The sequence below is a fragment of the Chromobacterium sp. genome, assembly GCF_041912965.1.
GTDB classification, from domain to species: domain Bacteria; phylum Pseudomonadota; class Gammaproteobacteria; order Burkholderiales; family Chromobacteriaceae; genus Chromobacterium; species Chromobacterium aquaticum.
In genome coordinates, this window is record NZ_JAYSGF010000051.1 from 1 (window position 1) to 19096 (window position 19096).

The 19096-nt window shown below is 65.2% G+C and carries 18 protein-coding genes; 10 read left to right on the forward strand and 8 right to left on the reverse strand.

Annotated features, from left to right (window positions below):
* The 5 genes from ACE3QM_RS20265 to ylqF all read left to right on the forward strand — a co-directional run.
* A partial coding sequence (locus ACE3QM_RS20265) for a 4Fe-4S dicluster domain-containing protein (RefSeq protein ID WP_374424449.1) occupies positions 1-100 on the forward strand: 100 nt, incomplete at its 5' end.
* A gap of 286 nt (positions 101-386) precedes the next feature.
* On the forward strand, positions 387-947 hold the full coding sequence (locus ACE3QM_RS20270) for a hypothetical protein (RefSeq protein WP_231463907.1): 561 nt from the start codon (positions 387-389) through the stop codon (positions 945-947).
* Between the two features lie 37 nt (positions 948-984).
* Positions 985-1329, forward strand: coding sequence for a DUF4870 domain-containing protein (locus ACE3QM_RS20275; protein ID WP_231581078.1), 345 nt, complete (start codon positions 985-987; stop codon positions 1327-1329).
* Between the two features lie 251 nt (positions 1330-1580).
* Positions 1581-1793 carry a DUF3820 family protein gene (locus tag ACE3QM_RS20280; protein WP_019100859.1) on the forward strand — a complete coding sequence of 71 codons (213 nt, stop codon included), beginning with the start codon at positions 1581-1583 and terminating at the stop codon, positions 1791-1793.
* A 3-nt stretch (positions 1794-1796) separates the two neighbouring features.
* Positions 1797-2732, forward strand: coding sequence for a ribosome biogenesis GTPase YlqF (ylqF, locus tag ACE3QM_RS20285; RefSeq protein ID WP_048411736.1), 936 nt, complete (start codon positions 1797-1799; stop codon positions 2730-2732).
* Between the two features lie 63 nt (positions 2733-2795).
* Here ylqF and ACE3QM_RS20290 read toward each other — a convergent pair whose 3' ends face one another.
* From ACE3QM_RS20290 to ACE3QM_RS20320, 7 genes are all read right to left on the reverse strand, one after another.
* Entirely contained in the window at positions 2796-3482 is a 687-nt protein-coding gene (locus ACE3QM_RS20290) for a response regulator transcription factor (protein WP_374424420.1), read from the reverse strand.
* Positions 3460-5376, reverse strand: coding sequence for an ATP-binding protein (locus tag ACE3QM_RS20295; protein WP_374424422.1), 1917 nt, complete (start codon positions 5374-5376; stop codon positions 3460-3462). The genes ACE3QM_RS20290 and ACE3QM_RS20295 overlap by 23 nt, the downstream gene beginning before the upstream one ends.
* Before the next feature lie 234 nt (positions 5377-5610).
* Positions 5611-6069 carry a hypothetical protein gene (locus tag ACE3QM_RS20300; RefSeq protein ID WP_053074569.1) on the reverse strand — a complete coding sequence of 153 codons (459 nt, stop codon included), beginning with the start codon at positions 6067-6069 and terminating at the stop codon, positions 5611-5613.
* 90 nt (positions 6070-6159) lie between these two features.
* Entirely contained in the window at positions 6160-6615 is a 456-nt protein-coding gene (locus ACE3QM_RS20305) for a DUF3592 domain-containing protein (protein WP_048411733.1), read from the reverse strand.
* On the reverse strand, positions 6612-7127 hold the full coding sequence (locus ACE3QM_RS20310) for a DUF3592 domain-containing protein (RefSeq protein ID WP_082151194.1): 516 nt from the start codon (positions 7125-7127) through the stop codon (positions 6612-6614). Before ACE3QM_RS20310 ends, ACE3QM_RS20305 begins: the two co-directional genes overlap by 4 nt.
* Positions 7128-7132: 5 nt before the next feature.
* Complete coding sequence (gene ruvX / locus ACE3QM_RS20315) at positions 7133-7561, reverse strand: Holliday junction resolvase RuvX (RefSeq protein ID WP_369799220.1); 429 nt, start codon at positions 7559-7561, stop codon at positions 7133-7135.
* On the reverse strand, positions 7554-8117 hold the full coding sequence (locus tag ACE3QM_RS20320; protein ID WP_048411730.1) for a YqgE/AlgH family protein: 564 nt from the start codon (positions 8115-8117) through the stop codon (positions 7554-7556). Before ACE3QM_RS20320 ends, ruvX begins: the two co-directional genes overlap by 8 nt.
* 133 nt (positions 8118-8250) lie before the next feature.
* Between ACE3QM_RS20320 and smc the strand changes: the two genes are divergently transcribed.
* The 3 genes from smc (at position 8251) to ACE3QM_RS20335 (ending at position 14115) form a co-directional block, all read left to right on the forward strand.
* Entirely contained in the window at positions 8251-11736 is a 3486-nt protein-coding gene (smc, locus tag ACE3QM_RS20325) for a chromosome segregation protein SMC (protein WP_374424427.1), read from the forward strand.
* A 310-nt stretch (positions 11737-12046) separates the two neighbouring features.
* Positions 12047-13426 carry a nitrite extrusion protein gene (locus ACE3QM_RS20330; protein WP_231463890.1) on the forward strand — a complete coding sequence of 460 codons (1380 nt, stop codon included), beginning with the start codon at positions 12047-12049 and terminating at the stop codon, positions 13424-13426.
* 8 nt (positions 13427-13434) lie between these two features.
* Positions 13435-14115, forward strand: a complete 681-nt coding sequence (locus ACE3QM_RS20335; RefSeq protein WP_374424429.1) for an energy transducer TonB — start codon at positions 13435-13437, stop codon at positions 14113-14115.
* Positions 14116-14211: 96 nt separating this feature from the next.
* Here ACE3QM_RS20335 and ACE3QM_RS20340 read toward each other — a convergent pair whose 3' ends face one another.
* Positions 14212-14679 carry a MarR family winged helix-turn-helix transcriptional regulator gene (locus ACE3QM_RS20340; protein ID WP_019103187.1) on the reverse strand — a complete coding sequence of 156 codons (468 nt, stop codon included), beginning with the start codon at positions 14677-14679 and terminating at the stop codon, positions 14212-14214.
* Between the two features lie 586 nt (positions 14680-15265).
* On the opposite strand from ACE3QM_RS20340, the gene ACE3QM_RS20345 reads away from it, so the two are divergent.
* Together ACE3QM_RS20345 and ligA are read left to right on the forward strand one after the other, a co-directional pair.
* Positions 15266-16450 carry a cell division protein ZipA C-terminal FtsZ-binding domain-containing protein gene (locus ACE3QM_RS20345; protein ID WP_048409233.1) on the forward strand — a complete coding sequence of 395 codons (1185 nt, stop codon included), beginning with the start codon at positions 15266-15268 and terminating at the stop codon, positions 16448-16450.
* A 127-nt stretch (positions 16451-16577) separates the two neighbouring features.
* The gene (gene ligA, locus ACE3QM_RS20350) at positions 16578-18989 is read left to right on the forward strand and encodes an NAD-dependent DNA ligase LigA (protein WP_374424432.1); all 2412 of its coding nucleotides are present in this window, start codon (positions 16578-16580) and stop codon (positions 18987-18989) included.
* Positions 18990-19096 lie beyond the last annotated feature (107 nt).

Genomic DNA, 19096 nt, shown 5'->3' on the forward strand with positions numbered 1-19096 from the left:
CTGCGTGCACTGCAAGACCTGCGACATCAAGGACCCGACCCAGAACATCGTCTGGACCGTGCCCGAGGGCGGCGGCGGCCCCAATTATCCCAATATGTAAGCGGGATGATTTGGCGAAACCCCGGAGCGTGCTCCGGGGTTTTTCTTGACAAGCCGGGCCGATTGTTGGCAGCATGGTCGACATGACCCAATCTTTCGCCTTCTTCAACAGCTATTTTTATTGGTACCGCACACCGGCGGCGCCAAGGGATGGCTGTGAACTGAAAGATTGACCCAGCACTAGCAAGATTCCCGATAAATGCCGCCGCGCTACCGGCGGCATTTGTTTTTCCTCCCCGAAATACATGACCTCCGGAAGCCAGGCCAGACCCCAGGAGGTCCGTCCCATGAATGAAGTCAGCGATGCCGCGCAAATCGCGCGCCAGTCTTGGTCCCTGCTATGCCCCAGCGATGCGGTGCCGGTCAGAGTGTTGACCGACGGCGAGCGCTTCGCCAACCACCCGGCGCCGGATGCGGCGCCGATCAGCGCCGCGCGCCAGTCCGGCGATGTGCTGGAAAGCCAGCTGCCGCAACTGCGCGCGATGGCCATGTTGCTGGCGGCGCAGCGCTGGCGCGAGCAGGGTGGCGCAACGCCGGCGCGGCTGGCCGACGCGGCGGACTGGCTGGCGGCGCGTATCCTGCTGCTGGGGCTCAGCCATGTGTTGGTGACGGTGGAGGTGTTTTCCCGGCTGGATCTGGCGAACCGACGCTGTCGCGCATGGTCGGAACAAGCCGGACTGCCGTTCACGCCGGCGCTGCCCATCCTGGTGGCGGACGCCGGTGGCGAGCTTTGCCTGCAGGCCTGGAGCCGCAGCGCCGAAGTGGCGCTGTCGCTGGCGGGTGGCAGGGCCAGGCTGGCGCGGCATTGCGAGCGGCGCTTGCAAGCCTTGCTGGCTAGAGTATCTTGATAATTGTTTCGCATGAATTTTGAGCCGGGGAGGCATGATGTCGCTGGAAGTGATCACGCAAGAAGACGAACGCAAACTGAATAATCTGACCCTGGTGGTCTATATCCTGCAGGCGGTGAGCCTGTTTGTCGGCCTGACCGGCTTGGTGGCGGTCATCATCAACTACGTCAAGCGCGACGATGTGCGCGGCACGCGTTATGAAAGCCATTTCAACTGGCAGATCCGTACCTTCTGGTGGGCCTTGCTCGGCACGGTGCTGGGCGTGGCGCTGGCCTGGATCCTGGTGGGTTTCGTGATCCTGGGCGCCACTTGGGTATGGTATGTCTACCGCATCGTGCGCGGTTTCCTGAATTTCAACGACGGCAAGCCGATGCCGGAGTGAGTGTCCGCTGGACAAAAAGAGCGGGCGCGGGCATATGCAATGCCCGGCGCCCGAAAAGGTTCTGCGCGAACCGGAAAATAGGCGGCTGGCGCGCCGCTGGTTTTTGAAGGCCGCCTACATGCTAAACCCCGCGCCTGACCGCCCCCAGCAAAACCCGGCCGGCGCTTGCGCCATGTCAAGCCAGGGGCGCGGGCATGGCCAGCGCGCCGCGGTTTTGGCACAATGCGCAAGCTGTTTGAACGAGGGGCGCAATGCAAGCCGATGATTTGCAAAGCCTGGTGACCCGGGCCATGCCGTTTGGCAAACACAAGGGCACGCTGATCTGCGATTTGCCCGGCAACTATCTGAACTGGTTCGCCCGCGAAGGCTTTCCACCCGGCGAGATTGGCCGTCTGCTGCAATTGATGCAGGAGCTGGACCATAATGGCCTAACCTATCTACTTGATCCGATAAGAAAGCGCTGAAGCATGGCAATCCAATGGTTCCCCGGCCATATGAACAAGGCCCGCAAGGACGTGGCCGAGCGATTGAAAGACATCGACGTGGTCATCGAGATGCTGGACGCGCGGCTGCCGGCTTCCAGCGCCAATCCCATGCTGGCGCGCATGGCCAAGGGCAAGCCGCGGCTGATGATTCTGAACAAGCAGGACTTGGCCGACGCCGCCGCCACCCAGCAATGGCTGGAGTGGTATCGCGCCAAGAAAAACACCCAGGCGCTGGGCATGGACGCCGGCGAGCGCGCGCCGGCGCAAAAGCTGGTGGCGGCCTGTCGTGAACTGGCGCCGACGCGCGGCGGCCTGGAAAAGCCGCTGCGGGTGTTGATCTGCGGCATTCCCAATGTGGGCAAGTCCACGCTGATCAATAGCATGAGCAGCCGCAAGGTGGCCAAGACCGGCAATATGCCCGGCGTCACCAAGAACGAGCAGCGCATCATCCTGGCCGACGATGTCGAGCTGTTCGACACCCCGGGCATGTTGTGGCCCAAGATCGAGGTGGAAGAGGGTGGCTACAATCTGGCGGCCAGCGGCGCGGTGGGGCGCAATGCGATGGACGAAGAGGAAGTGACGCTGGAGTTGCTCAAGTATCTGATACAGCACTATGTGCCGGAATTGAGCGCCCGTTACAAGCTGGACGACATCGCCGGCCTGCAGGATTGGCAGGTGCTGGAAATGATAGGCCGCAAGCGCGGCGCGGTGCAGTCCGGCGGCAAGATCAATGTGCAGAAGGCCGCCGAGCTCGTGCTGACCGATTTTCGCGACGGCAATATCGGCCGCATCACGCTGGAACGGCCGGAAGAATGGCTGGCCTGGGAAAAGCGGGCCAAGGAATTGGCCGCCATCCGCGCGGCCGAGCGCGAAGCCCGGCAGCAGGAGCGGGACAGCAAGAAGTCCGGCCGCCGTTGAGCCTGAGTCCATTCTTGTTCGCCCAAGCGCGGCCCATTGCGGGCCGCGCTTTTTTTTACCGCCTCAAAGCGGCTGGCAGGGTTCGCTGAAACCATAGCCCACGCCCCTGGCGGCAAGAATGGGATTGTGTTGCGGCGCGATGCCGCTGAGCTTGCGGCGCAGGCGGCTGATCAGGGTTTCCAGGCGGCGCTCGTCGTAATGCAGATAATTGGCGCCCAGCGCCTCGGCCAGCTCGCGGCGGTGGGCCGGTTCCGGCGCTCGCCGCAGCATGGTGGCCAGCACCTGGTGTTCGGCGTGGGTCAGGTGCAATTGCTGGCCGTTGGGCGCGGTCAGCATGCGATTGGCGGCATGGTAGCGCCAGCCCGCGGAGCGGGCGGGAGCGTTGCCGTCCAGCCGCCGCAGCACGCTGGCCAGTGTGGCCAGCAGTTCCGGCAGCGGCGTCGGCTTGACCAGATAGGCGTCGGCGCCTTGCTGCAGCCCCTGCACCTTGTCGTCCAGCGCGCCGCGCGCGGTGAGCATGACCTGGCCCAGGCCGGGATGGCTGGCGCGCAGCCGCCGGCTCAGCTCCAGGCCGTCCACATCGGGCAGGCCCAGATCCAGGATTAGCAAGCGGCAGGAGTGTTCGGCCAGATGGCGCTCCAGGTCCTGGCCGCAGGCGAAGCCGGCGGCTTGATAGCCGCTGCGGCCGAGCTGGAACAGTAGTTCCTCGCGCAAGTCCGGATTGTCTTCAAGCAAGGCTATATTGATCATGAACGGCTTTCGGTAGATGCAAGATGAAGCTGGCGCCGTGGGGCCAGTGCGGGTCCAGGCCTAGTTCGCCGCCGTGCTGGACGGCGATGCGCCGCGCCAAGTGCAGGCCCAGGCCCAGACCAGGGCGGTTGCTGGTTTCCGCCAGCCGGGTGAAGCGCTGGAAGATCGCTTCTTCCTGGCCTGAGGCGATGCCGGGGCCGTGATCGCTGATTTGCCAGACGATGTGATCGCCGTGATGGTGGATGCCGATCTGGATAGGCGTGTCCGGATGCGCGTACTTCAAGGCGTTTTCCATCAAGTTTTGCAACAGCACAGACAGCAGTTGCGCGTCGCCGCACAGCGGCATGCTCGGCCCGCCGCTTTGCAGCCAGAAGCGGCCTTGGGTGCCGGCTTCCAGGTGTTCCAGCGTCTGCCGGGTCAGTTCCAGCAAATCCAGTGACTGGCTGTGCAGGCCGGCGTCGACCACGCCGGCGCGGCCGTGCTGTTCCGCCAGCAGCATCAATTCCTGCATGCGCTGCAGCGCGCGATGAATGCGTTCGTGACGGGCTTGGCGCTGGGCCTGCACCGCTTGCGCCGGCTCATCCTCCTCCAACAGGCGCAAGCTGCTGCTGGCGGCGTCTATGATGGCCACCGGGGTGCGGATTTCATGGGTGATCATCGCCAGCAGATCGGCCTGCTCCTCGCGCGCCTCGCGCTGGCGCTGGCTGTCGGCCTGGGCCTGGCTGGCCTGGTGCAAGGCCTCGATGCGCTCGCGTTCCAGCGTGCGCATGCGCAGGAACAGACCGATGTAGAGCAGGGTGATGGGTGGCAGGTCCGCCAGACGGCCATATTCCTGAATCCAGGATTGATAAGGGATGTGGCCCAGGTGCAATAACAGCGCGGGAATATTGAGTGCCAGATTGGTGGGCAAGTGCAGCGCGATCAGGCGGTCGCCGCCGCCGTTGCGCTGCCACAGCCGCCAGCAGATCGGCATGCTCAGCAAATTGATGACGATGATGGCGTACAGGGTGAGCGGAATGCTGTAAGCCAGGCCGTAGGGCCAGAACAGCGCGCAGGCGATGGTGGCGGCGCCGGTGGCCGCCTGCAGCTGGTACAGGCGGTAAGTGCGTGGATGGCCGTCCTTCAGTCCCAGCAATTGGGCGAAGTAGGCGCAGCCGAAGATGACGGCGGCGCCCAGGCCGATGTAGTTGCACAGCAGCGCGATCTTGGGCTGCTCCGGGAACAGCAGCAGCCTGGCCATGCCGTCGGTGGCGAAGCGGTGGCAGGCCACCGCCAGGATGTAGCCGAACAGCTTGGCGTGCTGCACTTGGCGGATGATCAGCCAGGCCGCCAGCGCAATCAGCACCATGGTCAGCATATAGCCGTAGATCAAGCCCAGCTGCAGCAGGCGCTCATTGTGATGAGCGACCAGCTCAGGTTCGCTCCACAGGCGCGGTTGCGCGTTCAGCGTCAGCGACTGGACTTTGATGAAGACGGTTTGCTCGCGCGGCTGCAGCGAAAAACCGGCGGTGCTCAGCGGAAGCTCCATGGTGGACACCGGCAGCCAGGAACCGATGTCCTTGCGCTGCCAGCCGCCGCCCGGCAAGGGCTGATACAGGCTCAAGCGCGCCAGATAGCTGGGAATCAGCTCCAGCCAGGGCTGCGGAGGCAAACCCTGCAGCTTTAGCCGCAGCCAGCACGTATCGTGGCCATAGCCGCGCGCCAGCTTGCCGTCTGGCAGCGGCTGGAAGCGCGCTTGCCAGTCGGGGCTGGAAATCTGTTTTATGCCCAGGCTGGCGTCAGCGCTGCAAAAAGCGCTGGCGTCCCGTTCGCTGAACGGACGAAAGCCGGCTTGCGCCGCATGGGCGGCGAAGAACAGGCACAGCAATAGCAGTATCGGCAGCGCGCGAGGCATCGACTAGGCGGCGAGGAGTTTCAGATGGGGCGACATTGTGACGGCAATGTCATTTTTTGTCAGTGGCTATCAGTATCTATTATAAAAATTAAATACTATATATTTTGCATAATCAATAATTGTTTTTTAATTATTTATCTTGATGGGCGGGCGCGAGCAGCGCCCGACGGCGGTCAAATGGCAGAGACGGGGTGGATGCCGCGCGGGCAAGTCCGGCGGAACGCGAGGGGGGGCTCAGGCCAGGGTGTCGATGATGCCGCTGTCGAGATTGCTTTGCATCGCCTGGCCGGCGAGTTCGGGATTGCTGCGCAATACCGAGGCCCAGGCATTGCTGAGGCCGGCGCTGCTGCTACTGCCGCCGCCCAGCAACTGGCCGACCACTTGCTGATCGCTGCTTTGCTGCGCGGTATCCGCGGCGTTGCCGCCGTTGCCGACGCTGAGCAGGCCGCCTTGCAGGGTACCGGCCTGGGTGAAGCTGTTGAGCAAGCCGGCCGCGTTATAGCTGGGGTCGCTAGCGCTGGCGCCGCCCAGTGTCACGATGGCGCTGGCGTCCGCCGCCAGCTGCGCGGCCTGGACCGTCAGTTCCGGCGAAGCTTGCGCCGACTGCTGCACCGGCGAGGGCGCGACGCCGCCATTGAGCAAGGCGGCGCTGGCCAGCGAGATCTGCGCGGCTTGGGTGATGGTGCTGCTCATGACGAATCCAGATGGAGACGGGAACTGACTGAGTTATAGCCGCCGCGCGGCGTTCCGCGCCATGGCTAAAGTATTGCCAGATATTGCGGCTCAGCGGCGCAGCCAGAACAGGCCGATGAGGGCGATCAGCGCGGCCATGGCCTGGCCCAGCCACACCGTCCAGTGCTTGCCCGGCTCCAGGCAGGCTTCTTCGGGATTCTGCGGGTTGTAGAACACCTGCACGGCCTGGCCGGCCGGATAACGCTGAACGATGTCCCGCGCCTGCTGCTCGCTGCCGCCGTAGCCGGGGTTGGGGAAGCGCAGTTGCTGCGCGTGGTGGACGCTGCCGGCCACCAGGTATTCATAGCGCACGATGGCGCGGTACTCCTTGCGGTCCGAGCTGTCGCCGCCGCGCATCTGGCGCCAGTCCACTTCGCTGGAGACGATCTTGCCGGCCGTGCTGGGCCAACTGGCGGCTTGCTGCGCCTTGGCAGACTGCTGCCATAGATAGATGGAAATGGCCGCTCCGATGGCGATCAGCAGCAGGGCGATGACTTTCTCGCTCATGGGACGCGCGCGCCGCGTTGAATGCGCCGGCGCGGCAGCGGCAGCCGCGCGCGCAGCCGGTACAGCAGCGCCCAGCCGAACAGCGCGCTCAGCGCCGCCAGGATGAATTTGGCGCTGCCGATATCGCTGTCGCCGCCCTTGATCAGCACCGATTCGGCCGGGCTGCGCGGATTGTAGTAGACGGTGATCGCCTTGCCGGCGGGGAAGCGCCGGGTCAGATCGTCGGCGTTGCTGCGGTCGCCGGGCAGGGCCTTGTCGACGGCGAACAGCCGGTCGCTGTGGTAGACCTGGCCGCGCACCGTGTACAGGTATTGCACATAGGGCTGCCAGTAGAATTGGTCCGGGTGTTCGGCGCTGGACACCACCAGCATGCGGCTGCTTTCGACATGGCCTGGCGCATTGCGCCATTCCCGCAGCTGATGCGGCGTCAGCAGGATGGCGATCAGGCCCAGCAGGCTGGCCAGGAAGGCCAGCATCAGCGCGCTGAGCCGGGCTTGCGGCGATAATCTCATCGGGTTCAGACCGCGTGGCCGGGGTGCTCGAACCAGGTCAGCAGGATGGCCTGGGCCGCCACCTGGTCCAGCGCCGGCTTCTGCTTGCGGCCGCGCACGCCGGCTTCTTCCAGCATGGATTCGGCCACCACCGAGGTCAGCCGCTCATCCACCAGCCACACCGGCAGACCGTAGCGGCCCTTCAGCCGGTTGGCGAAGCGGCGCGCCAACTGCGTCATCTGGTGCTCGGTGCCGTCGATATGCATGGGCAGCCCCACCACCAGCTGAGCCGGCTGCCATTCCGCGATCAAGGCGGCGATGGCGGCGAAGCGCGCATCGTTGATTTCGGTGTCTATGGTGATGAGCGGATGGGGAATGCCCACGATGGTGTCCCCGACGGCGACGCCGATGCGGCGCTCGCCAAAGTCGAATGCCAGTGCGCAGCCTTCAGGCATGGCCGACATCCGTGGACAACAGCGAGGGATCGAAGCCCAGCAGCGCCATCGCGGCGTCGTAGCGTTCTTCGCAAGGCAGGCCGAAGATGATGTCCGGACGCGCCGGCACCGTCAGCCAGCCGTTGTCGGCGATTTCCTGCTCCAGCTGGCCGGCGCTCCAGCCGGAATAGCCCAGCGTGATCAGCATGCGTTCCGGCTGATTGTGATCCTCGGATACCGCTATCAGCACATCCTTGGACGTGGTCAGCGCGATATCGTCGGTGACCAGTAGGCTGGATTGCCAATTGCCCACCGGCATGTGCAGCACGAAGCCGCGATCCGGTTGCACCGGGCCGCCGAAGTAGATGGGCTCGGCGCGCAGCGATTCACCGTCCAATGGCAGGTCGATCTGGTCGAACAGCTGCGCCATGGCGATGCCGGAAGGCTTGTTGATGATCAGGCCCATGGAGCCGTGCTCGCCGTGCTCGCATAGATACACCAGCGAGCGCGAGAACAGCGGGTCCGCCATATTGGGCATGGCGATCAAGAAGTGATTGGACAACGATAGCGGTTCCATGCGGCCATTATGGCATAAGTGGGCTGGCTGGGTAGATGCGGCTGCGCGACGCGCAACAGGCCCGCGCGCGACGCGCAGCCAGAGCGGGCAACTGCTAAAATGCCGATTTTCGCCCTGCCATTGCGAGGACATTTTGCGTCTCACCCACATCAAGCTTGCCGGTTTCAAGTCATTCGTCGACCCCACCAGCATTGCCGTGCCCGGCCAACTGGTGGCGGTGATCGGCCCCAATGGCTGCGGCAAGTCCAATGTGATAGACGCGGTGCGCTGGGTATTGGGCGAATCTTCGGCCAAGCAGTTGCGCGGCGAATCGATGCAGGACGTGATCTTCAACGGCTCGTCCACGCGCAAGCCGGTCAGCCGCGCCTCGGTGGAACTGGTGTTCGACAACGGCGACGGCGCGCTTACCGGCGCCTGGGGCCAGTACGCGGAAGTGGCGATCAAGCGAGTGCTGACCCGCCAGGGCGAATCCAGCTACTTCATCAACAACCAGCAGGTGCGCCGCCGCGACATCACCGACCTGTTCCTCGGCACCGGCGTCGGCGCGCGCGGTTACGCGGTGATCGAGCAGGGCATGATCTCGCGCATCATCGAAGCGCGGCCGGAAGAACTGCGCGCCTATCTGGAAGAAGCCGCCGGCGTGTCCAAGTACAAGGAACGCCGCCGCGAGACCGAACACCGCATCGCCGACACCCGCGCCAATCTGGAACGCATCGCCGACTTGCAACAAGAGCTGGAGCGCCAGGTGGAGCGCCTGTCCGAGCAGGCGGAAGTGGCGGCCCAATATCACGACCTGCGCGGCGCGCTGACCCACAAGCAGAACCTGCTGGCCTTGGCGCGGCGCGAAGAAGCGGCGCGCAACGAGGCGGCGGCGCGCGCCGAACTGGCGCGCATCGAAACCGAGGAAGCGGCGCTGGAGGCTGCGGTCACTCATCTGGAGGCCGAATCCGAAACCGTGCGCGAAGGGCATTTCGCCGCCAGCGACGAAGTGCACGAAGCGCAACAGCATTTGTTCGAAGCCAATGCGCAGCTGGCGCGGCTGGAAGAAGCCCAGCGCCACCGCGAGCAGAACCGCGCCCGAGTGGACCGCGAACTGGGCAGCGTGCGCACCGAGCGCCAAGTGCTGGCCGAGGGCCGAGGCCAGGTGTCGGCGGAGCTGGACGACTGGCTGCCGCGGCGCGAAGAAGCGCAGATGCGGCTGGAAGAAGCGCAGATGACGCTGGAGGACGGCGCTGACGAACTGCCCACCGCCGAGGCGGAATACCGCGCCATCGAGCAACACTTGAACGGCTTGACCGCGCAGCAGGCCAATCTGAGCCGCGACCGCGACCTGTCGCGCCAGAAACTGGAGCATCTGCGCCGTGGCCTGGAACAGCTGTCCAGCCGCGAGGACGCGCTGCGGCGTGAACTGAGCGATCTGAACCTGCCGGATCAAGCGCAGCAGCAAGCCGCCGCCGCCGAGGTCGAACGCGCGCGCGGCGCCTTGGACACGGTGCGGGCGCGGCTGGTGGCCGACGAGGCCAAGCAGGCCGACCTGGCGGCAGAGCGCGAAAAGCTGGACGAACAACTGGCCGCGCTGCGCGGCGAACAGGCGCGCGCCGAGGCCGAGGCCGCCGCCTTGGCCGGCATGCTGGCGCGCGAAGCGGCCAGCGAGCAACTGGATGGCTGGTTGCAGCGCCAGGGTCTGGCCGATGCGCCGCAGCTGTGGCAAAGCCTGCAGGTGGAGCCTAAATGGCAGCCGGCGCTGGAGGCGGCGCTGGGGGTGCGCCTGGCCGCGCGCGCCGCAGCCTTGTCCGGAGAACCGCCGCCGGCGGCGCTGGCGTTGGCCGACGGCGGCGCCCGCAGCGAGTGGCAGCCTGAGCGTCCATGGCCGACCTTATTGCAGCAAGTGCGCGCCGCCGACGCTTTTGTGCCGGCCTTGCAAGACTGGCTGGCCGGCATCTACCTGGCTGATTCGCTGGAGCAGGCGCAAGCGCTGCGCGAGCAACTGCCGGCAGGCGCCTGCCTGCTGACGCCGGAAGGCCATCGCGTTTACGCCGCCAGCCTCTGCCTGCACGCCGAAGCCGGCGGCGACGGCCTGATGGCGCGCAAGGCGCTGCTGGAAGCGGCGCAGGCGCGCTTGGACAGCCTGCTGCCGGAAGTGGGCGCCTTGCAGCAGCGTCGTGAATCCTCGCAGAGCCGCAGTGGCATGCTGGCCGAAGCGGTGCGCGCGCAAAAGGGCGCGCTGACCCGGCTGGAAGCGGAACTGAACGCAGCCACATTGGAACACGTCAAGCTGGACCAGGCCGCGCGCCAGGGCGCGGCGCGTCTGGCGGCGATCGAGGCCGAGCGCAGCCGCATCGCAGAAGAGCGCGAACTGGCCGGGGAAGGCATGGCCGAGGCCGAGATGCTGGGCGAAGAGGCGGCGCTGACGCTGGAGGAACTGGCGGTACAGCTGGAAGACATGCGTTTGGACCGCCTGAACGCCGAAACCGGCTTGCAACTGGCGCGCAACAAGACCCGCGACGCCGAGCGCATGCTGCACGAAATCAAGCTGGAAATGAGTACCGCCGAGCAGAAGGTGGCCGAGCTGGCGCGGCGCGGCCGCGAACTGGACGAGCGCGATCAGCAATTGGCCGAGCGCCTGGAAGCCCTGGCCGAAGAGGCCGAGGCGGTGGAAGAGGCGGTGCCGGAAGAGGCCTTGCAACTGGCCTTGGCCGAACGCGAGCAGCGCGAACAACGGCTGGGCGCGGTGCGTGACCGGCTCAACGGCCTGACCGAGAGGCTGCGCGAGTTGACCCAGCAGCAGCAACAGGCCAACGCCGCTTTGCCGGCGCTGCGTGAATCGCGCTCGGACTGGCTGCTCAAGCACCAGGAAGCGCGGCTGGCGATGGAGCGCTTCGCCGAAGAACTGGCCAGCGCCGGCGCCGACGAGGCCGCCTTGATGGCCGATCTGAGCGAGGCGGTGAAGCCGAACGCGCTGGCCGCAGAAATCGCGCGGCTGGCGCGCGCGCTGGAAGGCCTGGGCGCGGTCAACCTGGCGGCGCTGGAAGAACTGGATGAAGCCCGCAAACGCGGCGATTACCTGGCCAGCCAGTCCGAGGACCTGACCCTGGCGATGGCAACGCTGGAAGAAGCGATCGCCAAGATAGACGGCGAAACCCGCGAGATGCTGCAAGCCACTTACGACGCGGTCAACACCAAGATGCGCGAGTTCTTCCCCACGCTGTTCGGCGGCGGCCGCGCCGAGCTGGTGCTGACCGGAGAGGACTTGCTGGATGCCGGCGTGCAGATCATCGCCCAGCCGCCAGGCAAGAAGAACAGCACCATTCACCTGCTGTCCGGCGGTGAAAAGGCATTGACCGCGATGAGCCTGGTGTTCTCGCTGTTTTCCCTGAACCCGGCGCCGTTCTGCCTGCTGGACGAAGTGGACGCGCCGCTGGACGACGCCAATACCAGCCGCTTCTGCGACCTGGTCAAACAGATGTCGGAGCGCACCCAGTTTCTCTATATTTCCCATAACCGCCTGACCATGGAAATGGCGGAGCAACTGGTGGGCGTCACCATGCAGGAGCAGGGGGTCAGCCGCATTGTGGCGGTGGACATTGTGGAAGCATTGAAAATGCGGGAAACCGCCTAAGAACCTGTTTACGATCTGCTGCGCGTCGGCGATACGGCGTTGAAACCCGCTTCGAAATGCTCATGTACCACGTGTACATTCCGCTTTTTCAGCCGCAAGGTCTTTGGTATCCGACAACCGGCTACTGCCGGTGGCAAAGCCCGCCTGGCACCCGCCGGGTTTGTTAGCCATCGTTTAAACGGGCTGGCGCGGACTATTGCCGTCAGTTACAGTTTGACGGCGCGCAAACTAGGCCGCGCGCGCGGCTGGCATACTGCGCAGCTTCCCGACGGCAACGGCCGCCGGGCGATATCGTTGCTGGATGAGTGGCATGACCGTAAGCATCAAGCGTTGGGAACCTGAAAACCCTATCTTCTGGCTGCGCCGCGGCCGGCGTATCGCCAATCGCAATCTCTGGCTGTCCATCCTGTCGCTGCACCTGAACTTCAATATCTGGATGATGTGGAGCATGGTGGTGGTCAACCTGCCGGCGGTGGGGTTCGCGCTCAGCAATCAGCAACAGTTCCTGCTGGTGTCGATACCGCCGCTGGTCGGCGCCTTGATGCGCTTGCTGTACTCCTGGATATGGAGCTGGGTGGGCGGCGGCCTATGGCTGGGGATTTCCACCTTGCTGCTCTTGCTGCCGGCTGTGGGCGTGGCCGCGGTGGTGCAGGATATTTCGACGCCTTTTCCCATTCTGCTGCTGGTGTCCGGCCTATGTGGCATCGGCGGCGGCGCCAGCGCCTCGCATCTGTCCAATACCAGCTTTTTCTTCCCCAAGGCGGCCAAGGGGCTGGCGATGGGCTTGAACGCCGGCCTTGGCAATCTGGGTGTGTCGGTGGCGCAGCTGGCGATTCCGGTCGCCATCCTGCTGCCCTTGTTCGGCGCGGCCGGCGGCATGCCGCAGATCTGGGGCGTCGGCGGCGCCGTGCATCCGGTGTGGCTGCAGAACGCCGGCTATCTGTGGCTGCCCTTCATCGTCGTCATCGCGCTGGCCTGCCTGCTCTACGCGCATGACCTGCCCAAGCTGCGCATCACGCCGCATGATCAGCTGGACGCGATGCGAGATCCGCACACCTGGTATATCTGCCTGCTGTACATGGGCAGCTACGGCACCTTTCTCGGCTTCGCCGCCGCCTTCCCGCTGTTGGCGCGCAATATGTTTCCGCTGATCGACGTCACGCCCTACGCCTTCATCGGGCCGATGATCTGCGCGCTGTCGCGGCCGCTGGGCGGCTGGATGGGCGACCACATCGGCGGCGGCATCGCCACCATGCTCAGCAATGGGGTGATGGCGCTGGCCACCGTTGGCGTTTACCTGAGCATGCCCACAGCCAGCAGCGGCGGTTCGTTCTGGTTGTTCCTGGCGATGTTCCAGCTGATTTTCTTCGCCGCCGGCGTTGGCAACGGCTCATCTTTCCAGTTGGCGCCCAAGGTCTTTCTGTTGCAGGCCGGCCAGCAGGCCAAGGCCGCCGGCCTGAACGTCGCCGAGGCCTATGCGCGCGGCGGCCGCCGTGGCGCGTCGGCGATGAATGTCAGCTCGGTGATGGCGGCCTTCGGTGGTTTTGTGATTCCCAAATCCTTTGGTAGCGCGTTGGCCGCTTTCGGCAGCTTCCTGCCGGCCTTCGGCATGTTCTTCGTTTTTTATCTGGTGTCCATGCTGGTGGCTTGGTGGCAATACAGCCGGCCGGGCAGCCGGATGCGTTGCTGAGGCGCGGGATGCGCGCGCGACCGGGGTGGGCTTGGGCCTTGCTGGTGTCCTTGCTGCTGCACGCGTTGCTCTTGTTTTGCTGGCGGCCGTTCGCATCGCGCCCCCCCGTCAGCCAGGCGGTGCTGACGCTGAGCTTGCCGGCGCCGCCGGCCGCCGGCGTTCCCGATGGCGCGGGGGCGGAAGCAGCCAAAGCGCCGCCGGTCGAGCGCCGTCAATCTCCACAGCCCAAGTCCGTTCCCGCTGCCAAGGCGATTGCGCGGCCGGCGGCGCCATCGGCCGAGGCTGCGTCGCAGCAGCGCCCATCGTTGCCGGCGGTGGTCGGAGGCGGCTCCGGCGTTGGGGAAGGAGAGCCGGCCGGCTTGGCGTCGGCGCAAGGCGCTTCCGGAGCGGCAAGGGCAGGCGGACAGGATAGCGTGGCGCTGTACCGGGCCGAATATCTGCGCAATCCGCAGCCGGAATACCCGGAGCGCTCGCGGGAAAATGGCGAAGAGGGCACGGTGATGCTGCGGGTCGGGGTCAGCGCCGCCGGCCGCGCCAGCGAAGTGACGGTGGCGGCCAGCAGCGGCTATCCACGGCTGGACCGGGCGGCCAAGGCCGCGGTGGAGAGTTGGCGTTTTGTACCGGCCAAGCGTAATGGCCAGCCGGTGGATTCGGTGTTGACGGTGCCGGTGCGTTTTGAGAGACGCTGAGCGTGGACCGGCGCCAAAGCAATGGCGGCGAGAGCGGCTCCGCAATGCGGGGGCCGCGCTTCGCCGCCGGGTGAGGGCGCCTAGCGCATGCTTGGCCTAGGCGGTGACTTCTTCTTGCTCTTCCAGCGCCAGGCTGAAGCCTTCGCGCAGGCGGCCCAGTTCCTGGCAGAAGCCGGACAGATCATGTTCGCCGAAGCGCTTGAAGGCGATCTGCATATAGTCGATATGGGCGGGGAAGGCTTGGTCGAACAGCCGCTCGCCGTGCTGGGTCAGCGACACGAACACGCTGCGGCGGTCGTTCGGCTGCATGGTGCGCGTTACCAGGCCCTTGTCTTCCAGCCGGTCGATGACGCCGGTGAGCGTCCCCTTGGTGATCAGCGTGCGGTCGGACAGCTCCTTGCAGTTCATGCCCTTGCTGTGGCCCAGCGTGGCGACCACGTCGAATTGCGGCGGAGTCAAGCCCAACTGACGAATGTGCTGGCTGGCAAACTGTTCAAACGCCTGGTAGGTGCGCGCCAGCTCGTGGACCACCGGAAGGAAACTGGCTTGAGAAGTGTTTTTCATCGATCTATCCCTTGCTTTCCTAAGCAGTGTTAAGACGGTTGGAATCATTCATTCATTTGCATGAACACGAAATATTCTGGCACGAGATATTCCAGAGCGCCCCTGTCAGAAATGTCATCTGTTGGACCTTATGAGCCCTGAAATGACGTTCCGCTTCCATTCGGCCCACTCGAGGCGGGCCGGCTGCGCGGTGCTGAACGGCCTGCTGCGGCAGTTTCGAACCAGGCGATGGAACCAGCAGGGGCGATTCGGCATCCAATTCAGGTTGTGATCCTGGTTTGAAACGCCAAACTGCCCGCATCAGCTATTGCCCCGGCTTGTATTTATGTTGGCGGCAAGGCATTTACGGCTAAATTGCTGCCAAATGATGCGCAAGCTGAGGCTTTCGTTATAATAACCGTGGTCTATCGCCGTTCACGACTGGCCGAAACGCCAGATTCGAACGGTTTTGTTGCCGAATACTTAAAGGGAGGCTGTCGGCCTGGCCATTGCCGAAAGACGCCGCATCGCGCATCGAAAGATGCGCCGGCGCGCGGCGATGAGGCTGCCGACGGCTTCGATTATTCGCCTTAATGCGGACTGGCTGATGAGCGAATTACAGATTGGTGTATTGATATTGGGCGGAGCGGTCATCGCCCTGGTATATGGATTCAATGCTTTTCAGGAATGGCGTTTTCGCAAGAAGACTCGCCAGGCCTTTACGCGCGGCGGTCATGACGATGTATTGCTGGACGTGCCCAAGAACAATGTGCGCGACGGCGTGAAGCAGGATCGGATGGAGCCGGTGCTGGTGGATGCCGCGCCGGAGCCGGACGATTACGCCGCCGCTTATTTCGAGCCGCAACTGCCGCCGGCGGAGCCGGAGCGACAGGAAGCCGCGCGGCCGCGCGAGGCGGTTTTCGACGCGGTGCCGGTGGTGGAAGAGGAAGAAGAGGTTCAGCAGATGGATTCCGCCGATCACCAGGCGCTGGTGGTGGCGATGCTGGACCCGTCGCTGGATTTCATCGCCGAAGTGGTGTTCCACGCGCCGCACGAACTGGCGGCGATTCCGCGCTTCAACGTCGGCAAGCGCACCCAGTTGATCGGCCGCACCGAGAAAGGCCTGTGGAAGCCAGCCGAGGCCTTGCCCGGCACCCGTTACAAGCAGATCAACGTCAGCATGCAGATGGTGGACCGCAGCGGCGCGGTCACCGAACAGGAACTGGCCGGCTTCTGCCAGCAGGTGTCGCGTTTCGCCGAGGAGCACGACGCGGCGGTCAGTTTCCCGCAGCGCCAGCAAAAGCTGGTGGCGGCGCGCGAACTGGACCGTTTCTGCGCCGATGTGGACGTGCTGATCGGCATCAACATCGTGCCGCAGGGGCCGATAGAAGGCACCCGCCTGCGCAGCTTCGCCGAGGCGGCCGGCCTGCAGCTGGAGCCGGACGGCGCCTTCCACTACCTGGCGGATTCCGGCAATACCCTGTATTCCCTGATGGCGGCCGACCAGATGCCGTTCACCTTCCACACCTTGCTGGACAAGTCCTTCCCGGCGCTGACGCTGTTGTTCGACGTGCCGCGCGTGGCCGGCGGCGTCGAGGTGTTCGACCGCGCCGTTTACTTCGCGCGCCAGCTGGCGCAGGAGTTCGACGCCCAACTGGTGGACGACAACCGCCGTCCGCTGTCCGACGCCGGCCTGACCCGCATCCGCGACCAATTGCTGCACATCTACGGCAGCATGGACGATCGGGGCATCGCCCCCGGCAGCGTGGCCGCGTTGAGACTGTTTGCCTGAACCCGGCGGGAAGCCCTGGTGTCGCCTTGCTGTCCAGCCGCTACACTGGGGTGATAGGCCCGCTCGATAATCCTCCGTATCCAAGGCCGGCGCCACGCCGGCTTTTTCTGTTTGAGTCCGACTGAACATGACCGCCCAAACCCCGCAACAGCGCGTAGCCGAACTGCATCAACTGCTGAACCGCTACGGCCACGAATACTATGTGCTGGACACTCCCACCGTGCCGGACGCCGAATACGACCGCCTGTTCCGCGAGCTGCAGCAACTGGAGCAGGAGCATCCGGAACTGGCGAGCGCGGATTCGCCTACCCGTCGCGTCGGCGGCGCGCCGCTGGACGAATTTCAGCAAGTGACCCACAGCGTGCCAATGCTGTCGCTGTCCAACGCGTTTTCCGATATGCAGCTGAGCGAGCGCGAACTGCGCCATGAAGAGCTGCTGCAGTTCGACGAGCGGGTGCGCAAAGGCCTGGACGTCGCCGAGGTGGAGTACGCGACCGAGCCCAAGTTCGACGGCCTGGCGATTTCCCTGCTTTACCGCGACGGCATGCTGGTTCAGGCGGCCACCCGCGGCGACGGCGTGACCGGCGAGAACGTCACCGAGAATATCCGCACCGTGCGCGCGATTCCGCTGCGGCTGCCGGCCGGCGCGGCCACGCCCGGCCTGCTGGAAGTGCGCGGCGAGGTGCTGATGCTGAAGCAGGATTTCGACAAGCTCAACCGCGAGCAGGCGGCGCGCGGCGACAAGACCTTCGCCAATCCGCGCAACGCCGCCGCCGGCAGCCTGCGTCAGCTGGATTCGCGCATTACCGCCCAGCGCCGGCTATCCTTCTTCGCCTACGCCATCGCCCAGGTGGAGGGCGCGGACTGGCCGGCCAGTCACAGCGGGGAAATGGCCTGGTTGCGGGAACTGGGCTTCCCGGTGGTGGCAGAGGACCTGCGGCCGGTGGTGCGCGGCGTGGATGGCTTGATCGGTTATTACGAACAAGTGCAGCAGCGCCGCCCCGGCCTGCCTTTCGACATCGACGGCGTGGTGTACAAGGTCAATCAGCGCGCCTTGCAGGACGAACTGGGCTTTGTGTCGCGCGCGCCGCGCTGGGCCATCGCCCACAAATTCCCGGCCGAGGAGGCCTTGACCCAGGTCGAGGCGATCGAGGAACAGGTGGGCCGCACCGGTGCCATCACCCCGGTGGCGCGGCTGATGCCGGTGTTCGTCGGCGGCGTCACCGTCACCAACGCTACCCTGCACAATGAGGACGAGGCGCGGCGCAAGGATGTGCGTGTGGGCGACACCGTGATCGTGCGCCGCGCCGGCGACGTGATTCCGGAAGTGGTGTCCGTGGTGATGGAGCGCCGGCCCATGCTGCCGGCCGCGGATGGCGGCTTGTTCGACGAAGCGCAATATCCGGCCTACCGGCTGCCCAGTACTTGCCCGGTATGCGGCAGCCATGTGGTGCGCGAAGAGGGCGAGGCGGTGGCGCGCTGCTCCGGCGGCCTGTCCTGCCGCGCGCAGCGCAGCCAGGCGATCCAGCATTTCGCCGGCCGCCGCATGATGGACATCGACGGCCTGGGCGAGCGCTATATCGACAAGCTGGTGGAATACGACTATGTGCGCGGCGTGGCCGATCTGTACCGGCTGACGCTGGAAGACTTGCTGGAAATGAAGCGCCGCGCCGACGAGGACGAGGGCGTGACCCCGGAAACCGTCAAGGCCGGCAAGGTGGCCAGCAAATGGGCGGAAAACTTGATCGAGGCGATCGCCGCCAGCCGACGGCCGCCGCTGGCGCGGCTGCTGTTCGCGCTGGGCATCCGCCATGTCGGCGAATCCACCGCCAAGACCCTGGCCGATTGGCTGGGAACGATGGCCCTGGTCCGTCGCTCGCCGGCGGCCTTGTTCGCCGCGCTGCCGGACATCGGCGGCGTGGTGGCGGAATCGCTGGCGGACTTTTTCGCCGAAGCCAATAACGAAGCCGCGCTGGACGCTTTGTTGAGCCATGTGACGCCGGCCGACGAGCACGCGCCGTCGCCGCGCCTGGCCGAGCGTTTGCTGCCGGCGGCGCTGTTGGCGCGGCTGGACATCCCGCGTCTGACCGAGGTGCGCAGCCAACAGCTGGCGGGGCAGATCGACGGCCTGGCCGCGCTGGCCGGGCGCGAACGGCGCGCCTTGCTGGACCTGGAACTGCCGGCCGAGGTGATCAACGGGCTGGCCGATTGGCTGGACCTGCCGGGCAAGCGCGACAGCCTGCGCGCGCTCGCCGCCCTGGTCGACGAGATCCTGGCGGCGCTGCCGGCGCAAGCGGTGGCGGCCGGCGTGCTGGAAGGCAAGACCCTGGTGCTGACCGGCACCTTGCCGACGCTGAGCCGCGACCAGGCCAAGGAATTGATAGAAGCCGCCGGCGGCAAGGTGTCCGGCAGCGTATCCAAGAAAACCCATTACGTGGTGGCGGGCGCGGAGGCCGGCAGCAAGCTGGCCAAGGCGGAAGAACTGGGCGTGGCGATTCTGGACGAGGCCGGCTTGCAAGCCTTGCTGGCCGGAGAGTGACTTAAGAGCCTGTAGCCTCGGCGGGAAATGTTTTTTGCCACGGAAGCCCACAGAAAAACACGGACCAAACCAAAGGCTGCTGTTATTTTCGTGGATTTCGTGGCTAA

What these genes read in the sequence shown, in the direction of transcription:
- ACE3QM_RS20270 (WP_231463907.1), top strand. Translation starts at nt 387, where the DNA reads ATGAATGAAGTCAGCGATGCCGCGCAAATCGCGCGCCAGTCTTGGTCC.
- ACE3QM_RS20275 (WP_231581078.1), top strand. Translation starts at nt 985, where the DNA reads ATGTCGCTGGAAGTGATCACGCAAGAAGACGAACGCAAACTGAATAAT.
- ACE3QM_RS20280 (WP_019100859.1), top strand. Translation starts at nt 1,581, where the DNA reads ATGCAAGCCGATGATTTGCAAAGCCTGGTGACCCGGGCCATGCCGTTT.
- ylqF (WP_048411736.1), top strand. Translation starts at nt 1,797, where the DNA reads ATGGCAATCCAATGGTTCCCCGGCCATATGAACAAGGCCCGCAAGGAC.
- ACE3QM_RS20290 (WP_374424420.1), bottom strand. Translation starts at nt 3,482, where the DNA reads ATGATCAATATAGCCTTGCTTGAAGACAATCCGGACTTGCGCGAGGAA.
- ACE3QM_RS20295 (WP_374424422.1), bottom strand. Translation starts at nt 5,376, where the DNA reads ATGCCTCGCGCGCTGCCGATACTGCTATTGCTGTGCCTGTTCTTCGCC.
- ACE3QM_RS20300 (WP_053074569.1), bottom strand. Translation starts at nt 6,069, where the DNA reads ATGAGCAGCACCATCACCCAAGCCGCGCAGATCTCGCTGGCCAGCGCC.
- ACE3QM_RS20305 (WP_048411733.1), bottom strand. Translation starts at nt 6,615, where the DNA reads ATGAGCGAGAAAGTCATCGCCCTGCTGCTGATCGCCATCGGAGCGGCC.
- ACE3QM_RS20310 (WP_082151194.1), bottom strand. Translation starts at nt 7,127, where the DNA reads ATGAGATTATCGCCGCAAGCCCGGCTCAGCGCGCTGATGCTGGCCTTC.
- ruvX (WP_369799220.1), bottom strand. Translation starts at nt 7,561, where the DNA reads ATGCCTGAAGGCTGCGCACTGGCATTCGACTTTGGCGAGCGCCGCATC.
- ACE3QM_RS20320 (WP_048411730.1), bottom strand. Translation starts at nt 8,117, where the DNA reads ATGGAACCGCTATCGTTGTCCAATCACTTCTTGATCGCCATGCCCAAT.
- ACE3QM_RS20330 (WP_231463890.1), top strand. Translation starts at nt 12,047, where the DNA reads ATGACCGTAAGCATCAAGCGTTGGGAACCTGAAAACCCTATCTTCTGG.
- ACE3QM_RS20335 (WP_374424429.1), top strand. Translation starts at nt 13,435, where the DNA reads ATGCGCGCGCGACCGGGGTGGGCTTGGGCCTTGCTGGTGTCCTTGCTG.
- ACE3QM_RS20340 (WP_019103187.1), bottom strand. Translation starts at nt 14,679, where the DNA reads ATGAAAAACACTTCTCAAGCCAGTTTCCTTCCGGTGGTCCACGAGCTG.
- ACE3QM_RS20345 (WP_048409233.1), top strand. Translation starts at nt 15,266, where the DNA reads ATGAGCGAATTACAGATTGGTGTATTGATATTGGGCGGAGCGGTCATC.
- ligA (WP_374424432.1), top strand. Translation starts at nt 16,578, where the DNA reads ATGACCGCCCAAACCCCGCAACAGCGCGTAGCCGAACTGCATCAACTG.